This is a genomic window from Serratia sp. KH_031 (assembly GCF_057839655.1).
This window is the reverse complement of record NZ_CM174496.1, coordinates 1,414,686-1,433,173: the sequence shown is the minus strand read 5'-3', so window position 1 is coordinate 1,433,173 and position 18,488 is coordinate 1,414,686. Positions and strand designations below refer to the sequence as shown.

Sequence of the window (18,488 nt, the reverse complement as noted above, 5' to 3'; positions counted from 1 at the left end):
CCACAGCAGATTCTCCTGTCACACTCAAACCTTTTGCTATGCTTATGCATTACTGATACCTGATCTACCAGAAGGTGATATGAGCCTAGACACTTATTCTGTGCCTGAGCTCTCCGGTCAACAACGGCGCTGCCATCTGTTACTGATGCTATATACGCCGTTGCCCGCAGTACAACTGGAGACCATCAGCCAAACTAATGGCGTCGACCTCCCCACTACCCGGCAAGATATAGCTGAGGTTGCCAGCGAGATCCAGCGTTTCCACCATCTGGAACTTTGCAGCAATCCCAACGGTCACTACCAGATAGTGGGCAGCGAGTTAAATCAACGTCTATGCCTGATCCACTGGCTGCGCCGAGCCCTGCGCTGCAGTCCGCAATTTATCGAACAACATTTCACCCCGAATTTATTACAAGGGCTGGGGTTAACGTCCGATTCATTGATGCAGCTAGAACAATGTATCAACCACTGTGAACAACAGTTGCAACAGAATTTGGAGCCGCGCGATCATCAGTTTCTGCAGCACTTCCTGTGCTATTGCCTATGGGAAAATCGTCGCCAACGCCATCCCGATTTTGAACAAAACCAAAGCGACTGGTTGCATCAAAAGACACAGCATTCGGCCGCCATCGCTCTGCACCAAGCGTTGCATAAACAATTCGGTTACTCGCTAACTGAGGTTGAAAGTGATTTTCTGGTACTGATGTTCACCATGATGAAAAATCACAGTTATCAAAGCGATGATTCAGCGGAAGATCGGCGGTTGATGCAGGCGATCGAACAAATGGTTGCACGCTTCCAGCAAATTTCCGGTATGACGTTTAGCGACAATCAAGAACTGATCACCCATTTGTTCGCTCATCTCGCTCCTGCACTAGAGCGCTGCCAGTTTGATATCGGTATCGACAATAGTTTGCTAGAGGAAGTTTTGCGTAAGTACCCTCGCCTGATGCATACGACGCAGCAAGCGATGGAACCTTTCGAGCAGGATTACGCGATTCGTTTTTCTCGTGAGGAAGTCGGACTGGTGGCAATCAGTTTCGGCGCTTGGCTGATGCAGGACTATCCTTTGTTGATAGAACAAGCACCAGAGCCTCTGCTACGCGAAATTATCCAAGAGTTGTTAGAGACCTCTAGCGCCCCATATCCACCGCTGGCGGACGGATAAACAACGCGGGCACCACCACCAAAGCCATCACCCAGAACACTCCACCTTGCATGTGTTCGAACAGGAATCCGGCCACCACGGTCATGATGGCAATGCCGCCGCCCATCGCTAGCGCCGAGTAGATGGCCTGCAAGCGAATCACTTCTCCACCTTGTCGCGCGGCGATAAAACGCATCGCAGCCAGGTGGCAAATGGTAAAGGTTCCGCAGTGCAATATCTGGATCAACAGCAACCAGCCCAGCTCGGTGCTATACGCCATCAAACTCCAGCGCACAAGGCCACACACGGCAGAAAGCAATAACAGATTACGGGCATTCCAGCGGCGGAACAGGAAGTTACTGCTGGCGAAGATAATCACTTCCGCCACTACGCCGAGCGACCACAAATAACCCACAGTTTCGGCGGAATAACCGGCTTCTTGCCAGTAAATTGAACCGAAGCTGTAATAACCCGCATGCGCCGCCTGTAGCAAGGTTACGCAGAGCAAAAAGCGCCACACTGCACTTTCGCTCAATAATTCACGCCATGAACGTTGAGGTTCAGTTTGAGTTCTAAGTTCACCTTGCGGCATCACGCTGGGTTTCAACATCATCCCAAGCAGCATCGCCAACAGGCTGAGTAGCAAACTGTAGAGAATGGCGTCATGCCCCCACACTGAGGCTAATTTACCGGTGAGTGCCGAGCCCACCACAAAGGCCAATGAACCCCATAGCCGCACTCGGCCATAATCCATGGTTACCTGTTTTTGCCAAGTCGCCGCCAACGCATCGGTGAGCGGCACCAGCGGTGAGAAAAATAGGTTAAATCCGGCGATCACCAACATCAACCAGCCCCAACCGTTGCCAAAACAGAAACCAATAGCAAATGCCAGCGTCAATAGTGCCAAAATACGTAATGCGGTGACTAATTGAGAAGGATCTTTAACGCGAGGAGCAATCAATAAACTACCGAGGAAACGAGCAACCAAGCCAGCGCCGAGCAAAATACCGATAGTTTCAGGTTCTAAACCTTCACCTTTTAACCAAACACCCCAGAAAGGTAAGAAAATGCCATATGAAAAGAAGTAGGTGAAATAACTGAGAGCGAGCCAACGCGTTGATTGCAGAACCATGTTCCCTCCGGATTTTCGGCAATACCTTGACATAGCTCACATCATTCAGCAATCTGGATTCAGGGATAAAGGGTAAGAGTGTCGCCTAGCTCACAGTTTATCGCTCCTTATGTGATGCATCACGCTCACTAATATCCAGATTAGAAATCACCTGTGTCACCTCGCTCAAACTGCCTATTTTTACCTCCCCGGTACGATTCACCTTACTCTTGTCGATTAATAACAAAGACTGCAAAGCGCGTTTCAGCAATAGCGTTTTGAACTCGGCATTATAAATATTGGAATCCCAAAGCCTCTCTTCCGTATCAATACCTTCACAAGAGAAAATAAACAGATCTATTTCCAACGATTTGAGTTGAGAAAGAATGGCGGGATTGACGTAACAGGCATATTTACGCTGTAGCAAACCACCGGAGCTAATGAGTTGAATATGTTCACGTTTGCTCAGTTCCTGACAGATTCGCACACTGTTGGTAAAAACCGTGATATCGATGTCCGGTAGTTGTTTCGCCAGATACCAACAAGTAGAACTCGCATCTAGTGCAATCACCATCCCCGGATGAATCCAATCCAGTGTTTGCCGGGCGATATCGGCCTTGCTGCTAAAGTGGCTTTTTAAACGCGTATTGAAAGGGTCGCCACTGTCTTTGGTTTCCCGGTTGATACTCTTGGCACGCCCATGTTGACGCAGAATCTTCCCTTGAACCTGAAGTACGTTCAGATCGCGCCGGATGGTTTCTTTACTCACTTGCAGTAGCTCGGCTAACGCTTCGGTCGTCAGCGTCTCATGCTGACGTACCAATTGCACAATCTCCTGATGTCGTGTCATTTTCATCACGTTGCCCCATAACAAGTTTAATCAAACAGCTATTTTTAGCATGTCATACGTTCTAACTGACCGTTTTAGAAAAATTAAAAACAAACAGTCAATGATTCTGTATTTTTCACAAACCAAATGAATAAAAAAAATAAATACCCACTTCGTTAAAGTGACGTTAATCACAAAATCTTAGCATTTAAAGCAAAACGTGATTATGGTCATATTTTTGTCAAGTTCAATACCTAAAGATACTTACGACTTCCAATATTTACTCACCAGCACGGCCAGGGGAAATATTTAAAGAATAGATAACAATAATATTATTTAAAGATAAGCAGAGCTAGTTTATCTCCAAGCATTTTTAGTGCCTGATGGTTAATCTATTTAAAGCCAACTTGGGAATCCCCTTGGTTGAGCATCAATAATTAAATCAACTCGATTATGCAATAATGAGGTATTTAAATGTTAAATAAACTGGGTAATTATCGCGATAGAAGCCAGGATGGCTCATTAAAATGGGCATTCCCATCACCTTGGCTACCTGATTATGTTCAAGAACGCCCATTACCACTTTGGATTGCGGATATGGACTTCCAAAGCCCACCCGCGGTTATTCAAGCTCTGCACCAATTAGCCGATCACGGTATATTTGGTTATACCGATGCGCCAGAAAGCCTACGTGAAGCGCTAGCCACTTGGCAGCTCAAACATCATAACTGGCTGGTTAAACCGGAATGGATGGTACACAGCCCAGGTATTGTCAGTGCATTGAATCTCGCCGTGCAAACCTTCTCGCATCCTGGCGATGGAATAATGATGTTGATGCCCGTTTATGGCCCATTCCATCATTGTGCCGAATCTAATGGACGTCGTGTGGTCGGTGTCGAACTTGATCTGGATACCGACGGCCAGTATTCATTAGATATGAATAAATTTGAAGCTGCTATCACGGAGAATGTAAAAATATTTATTCTGTGCAACCCGCACAATCCAATAGGAAAGGTTTGGAGTAAAGAGGAACTGTTCACTATTGGGCAATGTTGTTTAAAAAATAATGTATTAGTTATTGCCGACGAAATTCATCAAGATCTCGTGCTATCAGAAACACAGCGTTATACACCTTTCGCCAGTCTCAGTGCTGATTTCACGGAAAATAGTATTACTTGCACCGCGCCCAGCAAAACATTTAACCTTGCCGGCTTGCAAACTTCGACATTAATTATTGCCAACCCGCGCTTGCGTAACGAATTAACTCGTCAATATTATCGCTGTGGATTGGAACGTCCTAACCAAGCGGGTATTGTCGCCTGTGAGGCTGCTTATCGCGGCGGTGATGAATGGCTAGAAACATTACTGAGTTATTTACGCGGAAATAGAAAACTGCTCAATGACACTATTGAGAGCTTCCCAAGGATGAAATTAATTCCAGCCGATGCACTTTATTTAGCCTGGATTGACTGTCGCCAATTACAGCAGACTGACCTACAAGCATTCTTCTTGAAAAAAGCCAATGTTTGGATAGAACCTGGTGATCACTTTGCTAAAGGAGGTGATGGTTTTATACGACTTAACTTTGGTTGTCATCGAGATTTTCTTATTCAAGCATTAAATAAAATCGCCACTGCCTTAGATTAACTTTTGAAATTAAAAGTCATTATATCAAAAACATCGAAGATATCACCGAGGATAAACATATGGGAACGCAAAAGATTACCCGAAATGCGGATAAATTAGGGAAAACACTCAGCACACCGATGATATTTTTCGCTGCGATAAAAGCGATCATTGGCGGAGGTGTGATCGCCCTGACCGGGATTATTATTGCCAATACCGGTGGCGGGACACCATTGGCGTATTTTGTCGCCTCGGCAATTACCGTGCTTGCTGGTATTCCTTATGCCGTTTTGGCGGCAACCTTACCTGTCACCGGGGGAATTTACTCCTGGCCATCACGCTTACTTAGCCCAACCGTAGGGTTCTTGGTTTTTTGGTTCTTCTCATTAACGCACGTTTCATTATCCCTTTATGCGTTAACTTGTTCCGATTACCTAATAACCTTTTTCCCAGCATTGCCAAAAACAGCAATAAGCTTGGGGATCCTCACCGTAATTTATTTAGCCAACCTGCTGGGTGCCGCGCTCAGTGCTCGCTTGAGTATGGTTCTGACCATTATCATGCTCTGCGGTATGATGCTATTTGTTGGCGAAGGTATTGGTCATGTTAATCCTGAAAACTTCACCACTTTCTTACCTAATGGCTTCTCCGCCTTTGCCACTTCCGTTGCTCTGTTACTGTTTGTCACTAACGGCGCCTGTACGGTAGCTGAATTGGCCGGGGAGATGAAAAAACCTTCGCGCTCAATTCCGGTGGCTATTATGGGAGCCACCTCGTTTGCCGCGCTGATTTACGTTTTAGTTTCCATCACCGCGACCGGTATTTTACCGTTGTCCGAAGTGGCAAATCAGCCACTGACCGTGGTCGCTAAACAGTTTATGTCACCGGGTTCATTCCTCTTCTTTACTATCGGTGCGGGCATTATCAGTATGTTGGGTATTACCAACGTCCAAATGCTGTGGGGAAGCAAAAGTTTGTTGGTTGCCTGTGATGACGGCTGGTTGCCTCGTAGCCTTGGCCGTGTCAGCGAACGTACACGCGTACCTTATTTACTATTAACACTGCTCTATATTATCGGCATCGTGCCTATTATCTTCGGCATCTCGGTAGCTAATATTGCCAGTGCGGCAGCCATTACTTTCCTGGCAGCTCAAGTGGTATGTATTATTTGCTCTTGGCGTATACGTCAATGGGATATTTATAAAACCTCCTCATTCCGTATTCCTGCTTGGCTGCATATTATTACCGCCTGCCTCAGTGTTTGTATTTTGATTTATATGATCATCATGTTGTTTAAGGATATTGACTTTAAAACTCTGATGATTATGGCTGTCTGGTCTGTTTGCGGTATCGCGCTGATTATCACGCGGAAAAAACACGTTGTTACTGAGCAGACTTCCACTATGAATTCAGTCAGCGAGTCCACTGCCAGTTAATTTAGACCAACACTAAAACGAGATTCAAGATAATGAAAAGCAAATTGATTAAAGTGGGTATTCGCCCAGTAATTGATGGTCGCAGAATGGGTGTCCGTGAATCACTTGAACAGCAAACGATGAATATGGCGCATATCGCGGCTGCATTTCTGACTGCAAATCTACGCCATCCCTGTGGAACCCCGGTTGAATGTATTATTGCAGACAGTTGTATTGCGGGAGTGGCTGAATCTGCCGCCTGTGAAGAGAAATTCAGTATTCACCATGTCGGTTTGACCCTCACAGTCACGCCATGTTGGTGTTATGGCAGTGAAACTATCGATATGGATCTGCTACGTCCCAAAGCCATCTGGGGATTCAACGGTACAGAACGCCCCGGTGCCGTCTATTTGGCAGCGGCCTTGGCGGCGCATAATCAAAAAGGGCTCCCGGCGTTCTCCATCTATAGCCATGATGTGCAGGATAGTGATGATGACAGCATCCCAGCCGATGTGCAGGTCAAATTGCTGCGTTTCGCCCGCGCAGGTTTAGCCGTTGCCAATATGAAGGGGAAGAGTTACCTGTCTCTGGGCGGTACGTCGATGGGGATCGCAGGTTCTATTGTCGACCATGATTTCTTTGAATCGTGGCTCGGTATGCGCGTACAAGCCGTCGATATGACCGAACTACGTCGTCGCATCGATTATGGCATTTTCGACGCGGAAGAGCTGGAGTTGGCCCTGGCATGGGCTGATCAACATTTCATCTATGGCCCAGACCTGAATGCGCAGCAATATAGGCGCTCGCCAGAGCAGAACCGGGTAGTGCTACGTGAAAGCCTACTGATGGCGATGTGCATTCGCGACATGATGCACGGCAATGCCAAGCTAGTGGCGCAGGGTTTTGCTGAAGAAGCATTAGGTTATAACGCCATTGCTGCCGGTTTTCAGGGGCAGCGTCATTGGACTGATCAGTACCCCAATGGTGATACCGCCGAAGCTATCCTAAACAGCTCATTCGACTGGAATGGCGTACGCCAACCCAATGTGGTTGCCACTGAGAACGACAGCCTGAACGCAGTTTCCATGCTGTTTGGTCATCAACTCACCGGCACCGCGCAGATCTTTGCCGATGTCAGAACCTACTGGTCGCCAGAAGCAGTAAAACGCGTTACCGGCCGCACGCTGACGGGTAATGCCGAACACGGCATCATTCATTTGATCAACTCTGGTTCCGCGGCGTTAGACGGTACCTGTAGCCAACGCGATGCCGCCGGGAATCCGACCATCAACCCCCATTGGCAAGTCACCGAACAAGATGCCAAGGCTTGTCTAGCTGCAACACAATGGTGCCCAGCCATTCACGAATATTTCAGGGGCGGCGGTTTCTCCTCACAATTCCTGACGCAAGGCGGCGTGGCATTCACCATGAGCCGTATCAACATCGTCAAGGGGATCGGGCCGGTGTTACAGATAGCGGAAGGATGGAGTGTCGAGCTGCCACCAGAAGTGCACGACATCTTGGACGAACGAACCAATAGTACCTGGCCAACCACCTGGTTCGCACCACGCCTGACTGGTAAAGGGTCATTTGCCGATGTGTATTCAGTGATGGCCAACTGGGGTGCGAACCATGGGGTATTGACGATAGGTCATGTTGGCGCCGATCTGATCACCCTAGCCTCCATGCTGCGAATTCCGGTGTGTATGCACAACCTAGATGAACAGGATATTTACCGCCCTTCTGCTTGGGGAGCCTTCGGTATGGATATCGAAGGTCAGGATTATCGTGCTTGCCAAAGTTATGGCTCACTTTATAAAAAATAAATCGCTTGCAAGAGGCCGTGCCGTGGTGCGGCCTCTTTGTCAGATAAGCTGGAGAAATTATGAACCCTGATGTTGTCATCGTCCTTGATTGCGGTGCGACTAATATCCGAGCGATTGCCGTTGATGCACAAGGAAAAATGGTGGCTAAGGCCTCTATCGCCAATGCCAGCCAAACTGCGGTTGAACATGCACAGTGGCATAACTGGTCCCTAGATGACATCTTGCAACGCTTCACTCACTGCTGTGAGCTGTTGGTTCCACAATTAGCGGGTTATCGAATCCACGCCATTACGGTCACAACCTTTGGTGTGGATGGTGCCTTGGTGAACGCGCAAGGAGAGATCCTCTCTCCAATCATCAGTTGGAAATGCCCGCGCACCACCGAGATCATGAACAATATTGCACGCTATATTGCCCCTGAAACACTACAGCGCCTGTCAGGTGTTGGGCATTTTAGTTTTAACACGTTATATAAATTAATTTGGCTAAAAGAAAATCGCCCACAGATATTGGCGCAGGCTCATGCTTGGCTCTTTATTTCCTCTTTAATTACTCATCGGTTAACCGGGAAATTAACTACCGATCGCACCTTGGCAGGCACCAGTCAATTATTGGATATCAAACAGGGGGACTTTAGCGAAGTCATCTTGCAGAGTATTGGTCTGTCTGCTGAATTGTTCCCCCCGATGATCGCCGCTGGGGAACGAGTTGGAACCCTGTTACCACAGATGGCAGAACGGTTAGGGTTGCCAGTGGGCATACCGGTGATCTGTGCCGGGCATGATACCCAATTCGCATTGTTCGGTTCAGGAGCCGAGTTGGAACAACCGGTGTTGTCCTCCGGCACTTGGGAAATCCTGATGGTACGCACGGCACGGGTTAATACCGAGCTGTTATCGCAACACCCAGGCTCAACCTGCGAATTAGACAGTTGCCATCACCTGTATAATCCTGGCCTGCAATGGTTAGCTTCTGGCGTATTAGAGTGGGTGCGTCAACTTTATTGGCGCAATGTGCCATTACCACAAGCCTATAACAGCATGATCCAAGAGGCCGCAGTCATTCCACCGGGATGTGACGGAGTCACCATGAATTGTGGTTTGTTGAATAACCAAACTGAAGCGGGATGGCGTGGTGTCAGTCTCAACACCCAACGCGGTCATTTCTATCGCTCAGCCTTAGAAGGACTGGCGTGGCAGTTAAAACATCATCTCACCACGTTACAGCAGATCAGCCAATTTCAGGCGAGTGAATTATTACTGGTGGGTGGTGGCAGTCAAAATACCCTGTGGAACCAAATCAAAGCCGATATCATCAACTTACCTATCAAGGTATTGCACGATGCGGAAACCACAGTATTGGGCGCTGCCATGTTCGCTTGGTATGGCTGCGGATATTACTCTTCAGTAGAACAGGCGCGACAACAAATAGATTATCGTTATCAAATTTACTACCCAGGGGAACAAAACAAAGCATACCAACAGATAATGGCAGATATTTGACATCAAAATAATAGTATTTGTGATTCAAGCGGATATTGACTCTTATTAATAGTGTGGCATCAAACCTCAGTAACGAATCATAATATTGATAACTGTCACATCTCTCACGGTGGCAATGTATTTTATTAAAGTCTGGAGAAGACACAGCTCATCATTATTGCCATCCAATAGATAATATTTTTTGACAAGTAACAACAATGACCCAATGTCGGTTATCCCGCTATTGTTGAATTTTAAAATTAGTAGAAGAGGAAAAAATGGAAAGAAATATATTAGCGCGTGAAATCATTAACACCTGTCTAGAAATGACACGACTGGGATTAAACCAAGGGACGGCAGGAAATGTGAGTGTGCGCTATCAGGGGGGGATGTTGATCACACCTAGCGGTATTCCTTATGAAAATCTCACCGAATCCCACATCGTGTACATCGACGCACAAGGCAAACATGAAGCAGACAAACTGCCTTCCAGCGAGTGGCGCTTCCATCAGGCGGTATACCAAACCCGCCCAGACGCCAATGCCGTGGTACACAACCATGCCATTCACTGTGCCGCCGTTTCCATCCTGAATCGCCCTATTCCGGCGATCCACTACATGATTGCTGCCGCCGGGGGAACCACTATCCCTTGCGCGCCCTACGCCACCTTCGGCAGTAAACCGCTATCAGAATACGTCGCAGTGGCAATGAAAGATCGTAAAGCCACCTTACTGCAACACCACGGTTTAATCACCTGCGAAGCCAATTTGCAAAAAGCCCTGTGGCTGGCTCATGAGGTCGAAACACTCGCCACTCTCTATTTGGCAACACTGGCAATCCAGGACCCCGTTCCGGTACTGAGTGATGAAGAAATGGCGATCGTACTGGAAAAATTCAAAACCTACGGCTTACGTATTGAAGAATAAAGGAGAACAACATGGCACACAGAATGATCCTCAACGAAACATCCTGGTTCGGGCGTGGAGCCAGCGCTGAATTGTATCAGGCAGCTTATTGATTTTTAGCTATAAAAAAGGCGGGATCGCTCCCGCCTGATTAACAACAGACCGCCGTTTCGCTTAGGCGTAAACGGGCAGACGCGCGCAGATATCCAGCACTTTCTTCTTGGTGCGTTCGATAACCGCTTCGTCGTTGATGTTATCCAACACATCACAAATCCAACCCGCCAACTCACGCACTTCGGCTTCTTTAAAGCCACGACGAGTCACAGCTGGAGTACCGATACGCACACCAGAAGTCACGAACGGGCTCTTCGGATCGTTTGGTACGCTGTTTTTGTTCACGGTGATATTGGCACGACCCAGTGCGGCATCGGCTTCTTTACCGGTCAGGTTTTTGTCGACCAGATCCAGCAAGAACAGGTGATTATGAGTACCGCCAGAAACCACTTTGTAGCCGCGCTGCAAGAACACTTCTACCATCGCTTTAGCGTTGGTCGCGACTTGCTGTTGGTAAACCTTGAACTCAGGCTCCATCGCTTCTTTCAACGCCACCGCTTTACCCGCGATCACGTGCATCAGAGGGCCACCCTGACCACCAGGGAAAACGGCAGAGTTCAGTTTTTTGTACAGATCTTCGTCACCGCCTTTCGCCAGAATCAAACCACCGCGTGGACCAGCCAGTGTTTTGTGGGTAGTGGTAGTCACGATGTGTGCATGTGGTACTGGGTTCGGGTAAACGCCAGCGGCAATCAGGCCTGCCACGTGCGCCATATCGACGAACAGGTAAGCGCCGATGCTATCAGCGATTTCACGCATTTTTGCCCAATCAACGATACCGGAGAAAGCCGAGAAGCCGCCGATGATCATTTTTGGTTTATGGGTCTGAGCCTGTTTTGCCAGATCTTCGTAATCGATTTGGCCTTTATCGTCGATGCCGTAAGGCACCACTTTGTACAGTTTGCCAGACAGGTTGACCGGTGAACCGTGGGTCAGGTGGCCGCCGTGCGCCAGGTTCATACCCAGAATGGTATCGCCCGGTTGCAGCAGAGCGGTATAAACCGCGAAGTTAGCCTGAGAGCCAGAGTGTGGCTGAACGTTGGCATAATCGGCACCGAACAGCTCTTTAGCACGATCGATAGCCAGTTGCTCAACGATGTCTACATACTCGCAACCACCGTAGTAACGCTTGCCCGGATAGCCTTCCGCGTACTTGTTGGTCAATTGTGAACCCTGAGCCTGCATCACGCGCGGACTGGTGTAGTTCTCAGAAGCAATCAGCTCGATATGCTCTTCCTGACGCACAACTTCTTGCTCCATAGCACGCCACAGATCGGCATCGTAATCGGCAATGTTCATTTCACGCTTTAACATCCGGCATCTCCTGACTTGAATCAGCTAACTAAAAATAACCACCCGTTTGGGATCTGGGCAACAGTGTAAACTGTTTTCCCCTACCGAGGTAGGTCTTGACAGAGGTTTTTACGCAAACGATTGGCATGTGATGATATCAGGTTTTTATTCAACAAAAATGCGCAGGAAGCAACCGAGATTTACTCATATCGATAGTGCGGTTTTTTCATGTTCTGTGAACCCGATCGCCGCTTAACATATCAATAACAAAAACAAGGGTATTTACAGGGAAAGTAAAAATCAATAAGATGCATTTAAAATACAACATTAAGTCCTCATAGAGATTGCTAAATAGGAGTATCACCCATGCTGGATAGTCAAACCATCGCCACCGTCAAATCCACCATTCCCCTGCTGGCTGAAACTGGCCCGAAACTGACCACCCACTTTTACGATCGTATGTTCAGCCATAACCCTGAACTGAAAGATATTTTCAATATGAGCAACCAACGCAACGGCGATCAGCGTCAGGCCTTATTCGACGCCATCTGCGCCTATGCGAGCAATCTTGAGAATTTGGCGGCGTTGTTGCCAGCCGTTGAACGTATCGCTCACAAACACGCCAGCTTCAACATCAAACCAGAACAATACAATATTGTTGGCACTCACCTATTGGCGACCTTGGACGAATTATTCAGCCCAGGACAAGAAGTGCTAGACGCTTGGGGGAAAGCTTACGGCGTGTTGGCAAACGTGTTTATCCAGCGTGAAGAGCAAATTTATCAGGAAAGTGAGTCTGATAACGGCGGCTGGCGTGGCCTGCGTCCATTCCGCATAGTGAAGAAACAACCACAGAGTGATGTGATTTGCAGCTTCGAATTGGCTCCCGTCGATGGTGGCTCAGTCGTGGATTATCAGCCGGGTCAATATCTGGCGGTTTACCTCGAAAACAATGATTGGGAACATCAGGAAATCCGCCAATATTCACTGACCACTGCGCCTAACGGCCAATATTATCGCATCGCGGTAAAACGTGAAGATCAGGGCATTGTTTCCAACTTCCTGCACACACAAGCCAAAGAAGGCGACGTGATCCATATCGCCCCACCACACGGGGATTTCTTCCTGAATGTGGAACCGACCACTCCGGTTGCATTGATTTCCGGCGGTGTAGGCCAAACACCGATGTTGGGTATGTTGAATATGCTGCACCGCGACCAACATTCGGCTGATGTATTGTGGCTACACGCCGCTGAAACCGGCAGTTCACACGCTTTTGCTGATGAAGTGGATGCTATCGCTGAGCAAATGCCAAACCTGAGCCGCCATGTGTGGTATCGCCAGCCGGGTGCCGATGATGTCGCTGGAAGTGACTACCACAGCAGCGGTTTGATGGATTTGAATAACGTGGCTGAAAGCCTGAAAAACCCACACATGCACTACTACTTCTGTGGTCCAGTGCCATTTATGCAGCATGTGGGTCAACAACTGCTGGCAATGGGTGTCGATGCCGATCGTATCCATTACGAATGCTTTGGCCCACATAAAGTACTGTAACCGCTTGTCTCCGGGTGAGTTTCCGCTCACCCAGTTATTTCCCCCAATTACCCCAAATGTGATCTCTCTACCAAATCGCTTATTTTACGGTTGCCTTAAAACTTCAAATCTATGAAGATTTAAATATTCAAATTATCGAAAATTTAAATTCAATTTCAAATCAAGGTAGTAAATCGCATGGCAAAGAGATTCATCAAAAAAGAAGGTCTGGCACTGACCCTGATGGCACGCTACTTATTAGGCGAGCAGCCGGGTAATCGCCTGAAGACCATTGATGAGTTATCGGATGAATTTGCGCTTTCCGTCGGCGTAGTACAAAACGCACTTAAATCGTTGGAACAAAGTCAAAATGTGCTGCTAGAACGCCGAGGTCGCAACGGCACGCTACTGACACAAATCAATCTGACAGGACTATTGCAACAGGCCGATTTCGGCAATCTGGTGTGTGCCATGCCACTGCCTTACACCAAGTTATACGAAGGCTTAGCCAGCGGTTTAAAAGAACAATTCACCGCGCTACCACTGTATTTCGCTCATATGCGTGGTGCGCAGGTTCGTATCGAATGTCTGCTGGATGGCGTATACGACATGGCAGTGGTTTCGCGGCTGGCAGCAGAAAGTGTTCTGCAACAAGGCCAAGTGCGTATTGCGTTAGCACTCGGGGCGGGCTCTTATGTCGATCGCCATCAGTTGATTTGCCGCCAAGGTGAAAGAGCCGCCATCCAGCGTGTCGGGTTAGATCCACGTTCCCCAGATCAAGCCTTGTTGACTGATATCGCCTTCGCCGGACAGAGCATCGAGCGAGTGGCAACCCCTTATACCGATTGTCTGGCGCAGATCGCCAAAGGCCATATTGATGCGGTGATTTGGAACGTCACGCGTGACATTGACGAATTGAATCTGGAAACCTGGCCGCTCGGTGGTGACGAACGCTACCAGCAAGCCTCTGAAGCAGTAATTTTAACCCGTAATGACAGCTCACCGCTCAGTAACCTGCTGCAAGATATGATTGATAAACCCCGCCTACTCGCTCACCAAAGAGCAGTGCAGAGCGGTGAAATAGAACCTCAATATTAGGGAACAACACAGTGGAAAACAGGTTAGCGATACTCTGTCAGGCAGGCGTTATTGACGAGGATATTTGTCTCGGAATCAAACAAGTGCTTGATCGTTTAGAACAACACTGGCAACTACCGATGCGCACCGAGCAAGGTGAAATGGCGCTCACCCACATGGCAAACGCCCTGATGCGCGCCCGTCGTGAAGAAACGATCAATGCTCTCGATCCGGCATTATTGGCAGAAATCGAGCAAGCCGCAGAGTTCGACGTGATCCACCAGATCCATCAAGAAGCGCTCACTTACTTCACCGTTGATGTCCCCGAAAGTGAAGTCGGTTATTTACTCGCGAATTGGTACAGCCTGTATCTCAACAAAGTGACTCACATTAATTGAATTAAGCCAAGCCAGGGAAATGTGTTTGCTCTAAATATTCAAAATAATGATGATTTAAATACACCAGCGGTCAACAAAAGTAAGGATACAGCATGTTCCTAAATGCACTTGAAAAACAAAATCCTGCGCTGATCGATGCCAGCATTGCATTGTGGCAACAAGGGATGATCGGCCCAGATTGCTATGTTATTGATGTTGATCAGCTACTGGCTAATGCCCGGTTACTGTTGAGCTGCGCCGAACAGCATCAGATCAAACTGTACATTATGGGTAAGCAGTTTGGACGTAATCCACTGTTATATCGCATGTTAATGGCGAGCGGGTTCGATGGCATCGTCGCAGTAGATTTTAAAGAAGCACGCCAGCTCTATCACCACCAATTACCGGTCGCTCATATCGGGCATTTGGTGCAGCCGCCGTTGTCGATGCTGGAAGAGATCCTGCAACATCGCCCGGAAGTGATCACCGTGTTCTCGGTAGAAAAAGCACGGCAGATTTCCGCCATCGCACAACGCTTACAGCTCTCACAGAACCTGTTGCTAAAAGTCTGCCAACCGGACGATCTGCTGTATGCCGGGCAAGAAGGTGGTTTTGCCATCGCGTCATTGCCACAGGTATTGGCCGAGATCGCCGCCCTACCCGCCGTGCGCGTAGTCGGCGCGACGCACTTCCCTTGCATGATGTTTGATCAAGCCAGCCAACAGACTCGTCCGACTCGCAATATGACGACGTTGCTAAAAGCGGTGAACGTTCTGCGCGAGCAAGGCATTGAGGTGCAGCAAATCAACGCCCCTTCCGCCACCAGCGTCGAAACATTGCCCCAATTGGCGGCGCTCGGCGTCACTCATGCCGAGCCGGGCCATGCCTTAACCGGCACCATGCCAGCCAATGCCGGCGGCGAACAACCCGAAAAAGTGGCAATGCTATACCTGTCTGAAATATCACATCATTTCATGCATCAAAGTTACTGTTTTGGCGGCGGTTACTATCGCCGCGGCCATTTAGAACATGCCTTAATCGTCACCCCGCAAGCACGCCATCACAGCCGGGTATTGCCGATAGACAGCAGCAGTATCGATTACTGTTTACGGTTGGATAGACAGTATCCGATTGGTAGTCCGGTGATCATGAGTTTTCGCAGCCAGATTTTCGTCACTCGCAGCGATGTCGCCTTAATCAGCGGAATTCACAGCGGCAACGCCAAGTTGGTGGGGCTATACGACAGCCTCGGCAATCCGATTGGGGGACGACATGGCTAAATTTCTCACCTTAGTGATCGACAGTTTTGGTGTCGGTGCCATGCCCGATGTACCACAAGTACGTCCGCAAGACGTTGGCGCTAATACCTGCGCGCATATCTTACAAGTGATGCCCGATTTACGTTTGCCCGCCCTACAACGATTGGGGCTGATTAACGCACTAGGCTTTGCAGCTAACATTATGCAGAGTGAATCCCGTGCCTGTTACGGCACCGCATTATTACGCCATCAAGGCGGCGATACTTTTATGGGGCATCAGGAAATCATGGGCACCCTGCCGTTACCGCCGCTGGAACAACCTTTTAGTGAAGTGATTGACTCTGTGGAGACCGCACTTATCCGCGCAGGTTATCACGTAGAGCGCATCTCGCTGGATGGATTGAGCTACCTTTGGGTCAACGGTGCCGCCGCCATTGGCGATAACTTAGAAGCCGATCCCGGTCAGGTGTATAACATCAGCGCCAATTTGTCCGAACTGAGCTTCGAACAAACACTGGCTATCGGTCAATGCGTACGCAACTGCGTTCAAGTCGGACGGGTGATCGCCTTCGGCGGAGAGCTAGAAAACAGTCAACAATTACAAGCCGCCGCAGAAACCTTGCAAGGCCGTTTTATTGGCATCAATGCCCCTAAATCCGGCGCTTATCAGCATCATTTCCAAGTGGCACATTTGGGTTATGGTGTGAATGAACAGGTGCAAGTTCCGGCGCAATTACATCAACAAGGCATCGAAACCGTGCTGATCGGTAAAGTGGCGGATATCGTCACCAATCCTCATGGTCGTAACTACACGCGTTTGGTCGATTCACCAACCATTCTCGACATCACTTATCAAGAAATGCAACACCCCGGCGATGCCTTTATCTGCACCAATATTCAAGAAACCGATTTAGCCGGTCACGCTCAAGATGTAGCGCGTTACGCCGAGCGTTTACAGGTGGTTGACCGCGCACTCGAGCACATCATGTCGGCGATGCAAGCGGAGGATTTGCTGGTGGTGATGGCGGATCACGGTAACGATCCGACCATCGGCCACAGCAAACACACCCGCGAGCAGGTGCCGCTGTTGGTTTACAGCCCTTATTTAGCCGCGGGTTATCTGGGGGTGCGTGAGTCGTTAGCCGATGTCGGTGCCACCGTTTGCCAGTATTTTAATGCCGCCGCCCCGCAAAGCGGTGTTTCCTTCCTGCCGTTACTCAGTCGTTCGGAGCCAACCTTATGATCAACCCCGCAGGCTATACCTACGCCCACGAACATCTGCATATCGATCTGTCGGGCTTTAAAAACAACATTGATTGCCGCTTGGATCAATACGATTTGATTTGCACCGAAATGAAGGAATTAGTGGCAAAAGGCGTGACCAATATTGTCGAAGTCACCAACCGCTATATGGGCCGTAATCCGCAATTCATGCTGGATCTGATGCGTGACAGCGGCATTAACGTGATCGCCTCCACGGGTTACTACACCGATAGTTTCTATCCAGAAGAAGTGCGTGAATTGAGTGCTCAGCAGTTAGCCGCCAACATGATCGATGAGATTGAAAACGGCATCGACGGCACCACGCTTAAGGCTGGGTTAATCGCCGAAATCGGCAGCAGTGAAAACCAGATAACCGCCGATGAAGCCAAAATGTTCCATGCCGCCGCCTTGGCACACCATGCTACTGGCTTGGCGATTTCCACTCATACCAGTTTCAGCACCATGGGTTTGCAACAAATCGATCTGCTGAAAAAGCACGGCGTACCGCTCGACCGCGTGGTGATCGGCCACTGCGATCTGCAAGAACAGTTGGACACCCTTATTCGCATCATCGATCAGGGTGCTTACGTGCAGTTCGACACCATCGGCAAGAACAGTTATTTCCCCGATAGCCAACGTATCGCCATGCTGCTGGCATTAGCCGAGCGCGGGTTGTTGGAACGAGTGATGTTGTCGATGGACATCACTCGCCGTTCACATCTGAAAGCCAACGGCGGATTGGGTTTCAGCTATCTAATCGACACTTTTGTTCCGCAACTTTTAGCCGCAGGAATCAACCAACAACAGGTAGAAACCCTGCTGCGCCACAACCCTAACCACTTTTTTGCCATGAAAGGAAATCAACAATGAAAAAAATAGGCATCGTTGGGCTGCAACGTGAGCAGATCCAAAAACTGATTGAACAGACAACGCCGGGTAAATTTGAAACTCACATCCTGTCCGATATGGACGCCGCGATGAAAGTGAAAAATGGCGAGCTGGATTACTACATTGGTGCTTGCAACACCGGAGCCGGAGCAGCGTTATCGATGGCGATTGCCATTATCGGTTACAACAAAAGTGCCACCATCGCTAAACCGGGGATTCAAGCTAAGCCGGAGCAACTGGATAAATTCATCGCCGAAGGCAAAGTCGCCTTTGGTTTATCGGTAGAGCACGTCGAACACGCCATACCGCTGCTCGTCACCCGGATCGGCTAAAGGGATAAC

Annotated in this window: 16 protein-coding genes; 13 read left to right on the top strand and 3 right to left on the bottom strand. The window is 48.7% G+C overall.

What is annotated here, in order from left to right:
• Positions 1-79: 79 nt before the first annotated feature.
• Positions 80-1,168, top strand: a complete 1,089-nt coding sequence (gene csiE, locus AC3ISQ_RS06345) for a stationary phase inducible protein CsiE (protein WP_489351566.1) — start codon at positions 80-82, stop codon at positions 1,166-1,168.
• Here csiE and AC3ISQ_RS06340 read toward each other — a convergent pair.
• Together AC3ISQ_RS06340 and fucR are read right to left on the bottom strand one after the other, a co-directional pair.
• Positions 1,134-2,279: a 3-phenylpropionate MFS transporter gene (locus AC3ISQ_RS06340; protein ID WP_489351565.1), complete on the bottom strand. Its 1,146-nt coding sequence runs from the start codon at positions 2,277-2,279 to the stop codon at positions 1,134-1,136. The genes csiE and AC3ISQ_RS06340 overlap by 35 nt on opposite strands.
• A 97-nt stretch (positions 2,280-2,376) precedes the next feature.
• Entirely contained in the window at positions 2,377-3,114 is a 738-nt protein-coding gene (gene fucR / locus AC3ISQ_RS06335; RefSeq protein ID WP_489351564.1) for an L-fucose operon activator, read from the bottom strand.
• 447 nt (positions 3,115-3,561) lie between these two features.
• Here fucR and AC3ISQ_RS06330 point away from each other — a divergent pair, with 447 nt between their 5' ends.
• The 5 genes from AC3ISQ_RS06330 to fucA all read left to right on the top strand — a co-directional run bounded on the left by AC3ISQ_RS06330 (position 3,562) and on the right by fucA (position 10,361).
• Positions 3,562-4,734 (top strand): MalY/PatB family protein, encoded by a 1,173-nt coding sequence (locus AC3ISQ_RS06330; protein WP_489351562.1) that lies wholly within the window; start codon positions 3,562-3,564, stop codon positions 4,732-4,734.
• Positions 4,735-4,793: 59 nt separating this feature from the next.
• Entirely contained in the window at positions 4,794-6,149 is a 1,356-nt protein-coding gene (locus AC3ISQ_RS06325; protein WP_489351560.1) for an APC family permease, read from the top strand.
• A 32-nt stretch (positions 6,150-6,181) separates the two neighbouring features.
• Positions 6,182-7,954 (top strand): L-fucose isomerase, encoded by a 1,773-nt coding sequence (gene fucI, locus AC3ISQ_RS06320; RefSeq protein ID WP_489351558.1) that lies wholly within the window; start codon positions 6,182-6,184, stop codon positions 7,952-7,954.
• Between the two features lie 59 nt (positions 7,955-8,013).
• Positions 8,014-9,456, top strand: a complete 1,443-nt coding sequence (gene fucK / locus AC3ISQ_RS06315) for an L-fuculokinase (protein ID WP_489351556.1) — start codon at positions 8,014-8,016, stop codon at positions 9,454-9,456.
• Positions 9,457-9,713: 257 nt separating this feature from the next.
• Positions 9,714-10,361: an L-fuculose-phosphate aldolase gene (fucA, locus tag AC3ISQ_RS06310; protein WP_489351554.1), complete on the top strand. Its 648-nt coding sequence runs from the start codon at positions 9,714-9,716 to the stop codon at positions 10,359-10,361.
• Positions 10,362-10,514: 153 nt separating this feature from the next.
• On the opposite strand, the gene glyA is transcribed toward fucA, so the two are convergent.
• Complete coding sequence (glyA, locus tag AC3ISQ_RS06305) at positions 10,515-11,768, bottom strand: serine hydroxymethyltransferase (RefSeq protein ID WP_489351552.1); 1,254 nt, start codon at positions 11,766-11,768, stop codon at positions 10,515-10,517.
• A 345-nt stretch (positions 11,769-12,113) separates the two neighbouring features.
• Here glyA and hmpA point away from each other — a divergent pair, with 345 nt between their 5' ends.
• The 7 genes from hmpA (at position 12,114) to AC3ISQ_RS06270 (ending at position 18,479) form a co-directional block, all read left to right on the top strand.
• Positions 12,114-13,304, top strand: a complete 1,191-nt coding sequence (gene hmpA / locus AC3ISQ_RS06300; protein WP_489351551.1) for an NO-inducible flavohemoprotein — start codon at positions 12,114-12,116, stop codon at positions 13,302-13,304.
• A 177-nt stretch (positions 13,305-13,481) separates the two neighbouring features.
• Entirely contained in the window at positions 13,482-14,381 is a 900-nt protein-coding gene (gene yhfZ / locus AC3ISQ_RS06295) for a GntR family transcriptional regulator YhfZ (RefSeq protein WP_489351549.1), read from the top strand.
• Between the two features lie 11 nt (positions 14,382-14,392).
• Positions 14,393-14,758 carry a PRD domain-containing protein gene (locus tag AC3ISQ_RS06290; protein ID WP_489351547.1) on the top strand — a complete coding sequence of 122 codons (366 nt, stop codon included), beginning with the start codon at positions 14,393-14,395 and terminating at the stop codon, positions 14,756-14,758.
• A gap of 92 nt (positions 14,759-14,850) precedes the next feature.
• Entirely contained in the window at positions 14,851-16,017 is a 1,167-nt protein-coding gene (locus AC3ISQ_RS06285; protein WP_489351545.1) for a YhfX family PLP-dependent enzyme, read from the top strand.
• Positions 16,010-17,239, top strand: a complete 1,230-nt coding sequence (locus AC3ISQ_RS06280; RefSeq protein ID WP_489351543.1) for a phosphopentomutase — start codon at positions 16,010-16,012, stop codon at positions 17,237-17,239. The genes AC3ISQ_RS06285 and AC3ISQ_RS06280 overlap by 8 nt, the downstream gene beginning before the upstream one ends.
• Positions 17,236-18,129, top strand: coding sequence for a phosphotriesterase-related protein (locus AC3ISQ_RS06275; protein WP_489351541.1), 894 nt, complete (start codon positions 17,236-17,238; stop codon positions 18,127-18,129). The genes AC3ISQ_RS06280 and AC3ISQ_RS06275 overlap by 4 nt, the downstream gene beginning before the upstream one ends.
• Complete coding sequence (locus tag AC3ISQ_RS06270; protein ID WP_489351539.1) at positions 18,126-18,479, top strand: DUF2620 domain-containing protein; 354 nt, start codon at positions 18,126-18,128, stop codon at positions 18,477-18,479. The genes AC3ISQ_RS06275 and AC3ISQ_RS06270 overlap by 4 nt, the downstream gene beginning before the upstream one ends.
• Positions 18,480-18,488 lie beyond the last annotated feature (9 nt).

What these genes read in the sequence shown, in the direction of transcription:
- fucI (WP_489351558.1), top strand. Translation starts at nt 6,182, where the DNA reads ATGAAAAGCAAATTGATTAAAGTGGGTATTCGCCCAGTAATTGATGGT.
- fucK (WP_489351556.1), top strand. Translation starts at nt 8,014, where the DNA reads ATGAACCCTGATGTTGTCATCGTCCTTGATTGCGGTGCGACTAATATC.
- AC3ISQ_RS06275 (WP_489351541.1), top strand. Translation starts at nt 17,236, where the DNA reads ATGATCAACCCCGCAGGCTATACCTACGCCCACGAACATCTGCATATC.
- AC3ISQ_RS06285 (WP_489351545.1), top strand. Translation starts at nt 14,851, where the DNA reads ATGTTCCTAAATGCACTTGAAAAACAAAATCCTGCGCTGATCGATGCC.
- fucR (WP_489351564.1), bottom strand. Translation starts at nt 3,114, where the DNA reads ATGAAAATGACACGACATCAGGAGATTGTGCAATTGGTACGTCAGCAT.
- AC3ISQ_RS06325 (WP_489351560.1), top strand. Translation starts at nt 4,794, where the DNA reads ATGGGAACGCAAAAGATTACCCGAAATGCGGATAAATTAGGGAAAACA.
- AC3ISQ_RS06280 (WP_489351543.1), top strand. Translation starts at nt 16,010, where the DNA reads ATGGCTAAATTTCTCACCTTAGTGATCGACAGTTTTGGTGTCGGTGCC.
- fucA (WP_489351554.1), top strand. Translation starts at nt 9,714, where the DNA reads ATGGAAAGAAATATATTAGCGCGTGAAATCATTAACACCTGTCTAGAA.
- AC3ISQ_RS06270 (WP_489351539.1), top strand. Translation starts at nt 18,126, where the DNA reads ATGAAAAAAATAGGCATCGTTGGGCTGCAACGTGAGCAGATCCAAAAA.
- glyA (WP_489351552.1), bottom strand. Translation starts at nt 11,768, where the DNA reads ATGTTAAAGCGTGAAATGAACATTGCCGATTACGATGCCGATCTGTGG.
- hmpA (WP_489351551.1), top strand. Translation starts at nt 12,114, where the DNA reads ATGCTGGATAGTCAAACCATCGCCACCGTCAAATCCACCATTCCCCTG.
- AC3ISQ_RS06330 (WP_489351562.1), top strand. Translation starts at nt 3,562, where the DNA reads ATGTTAAATAAACTGGGTAATTATCGCGATAGAAGCCAGGATGGCTCA.
- csiE (WP_489351566.1), top strand. Translation starts at nt 80, where the DNA reads ATGAGCCTAGACACTTATTCTGTGCCTGAGCTCTCCGGTCAACAACGG.
- AC3ISQ_RS06340 (WP_489351565.1), bottom strand. Translation starts at nt 2,279, where the DNA reads ATGGTTCTGCAATCAACGCGTTGGCTCGCTCTCAGTTATTTCACCTAC.
- yhfZ (WP_489351549.1), top strand. Translation starts at nt 13,482, where the DNA reads ATGGCAAAGAGATTCATCAAAAAAGAAGGTCTGGCACTGACCCTGATG.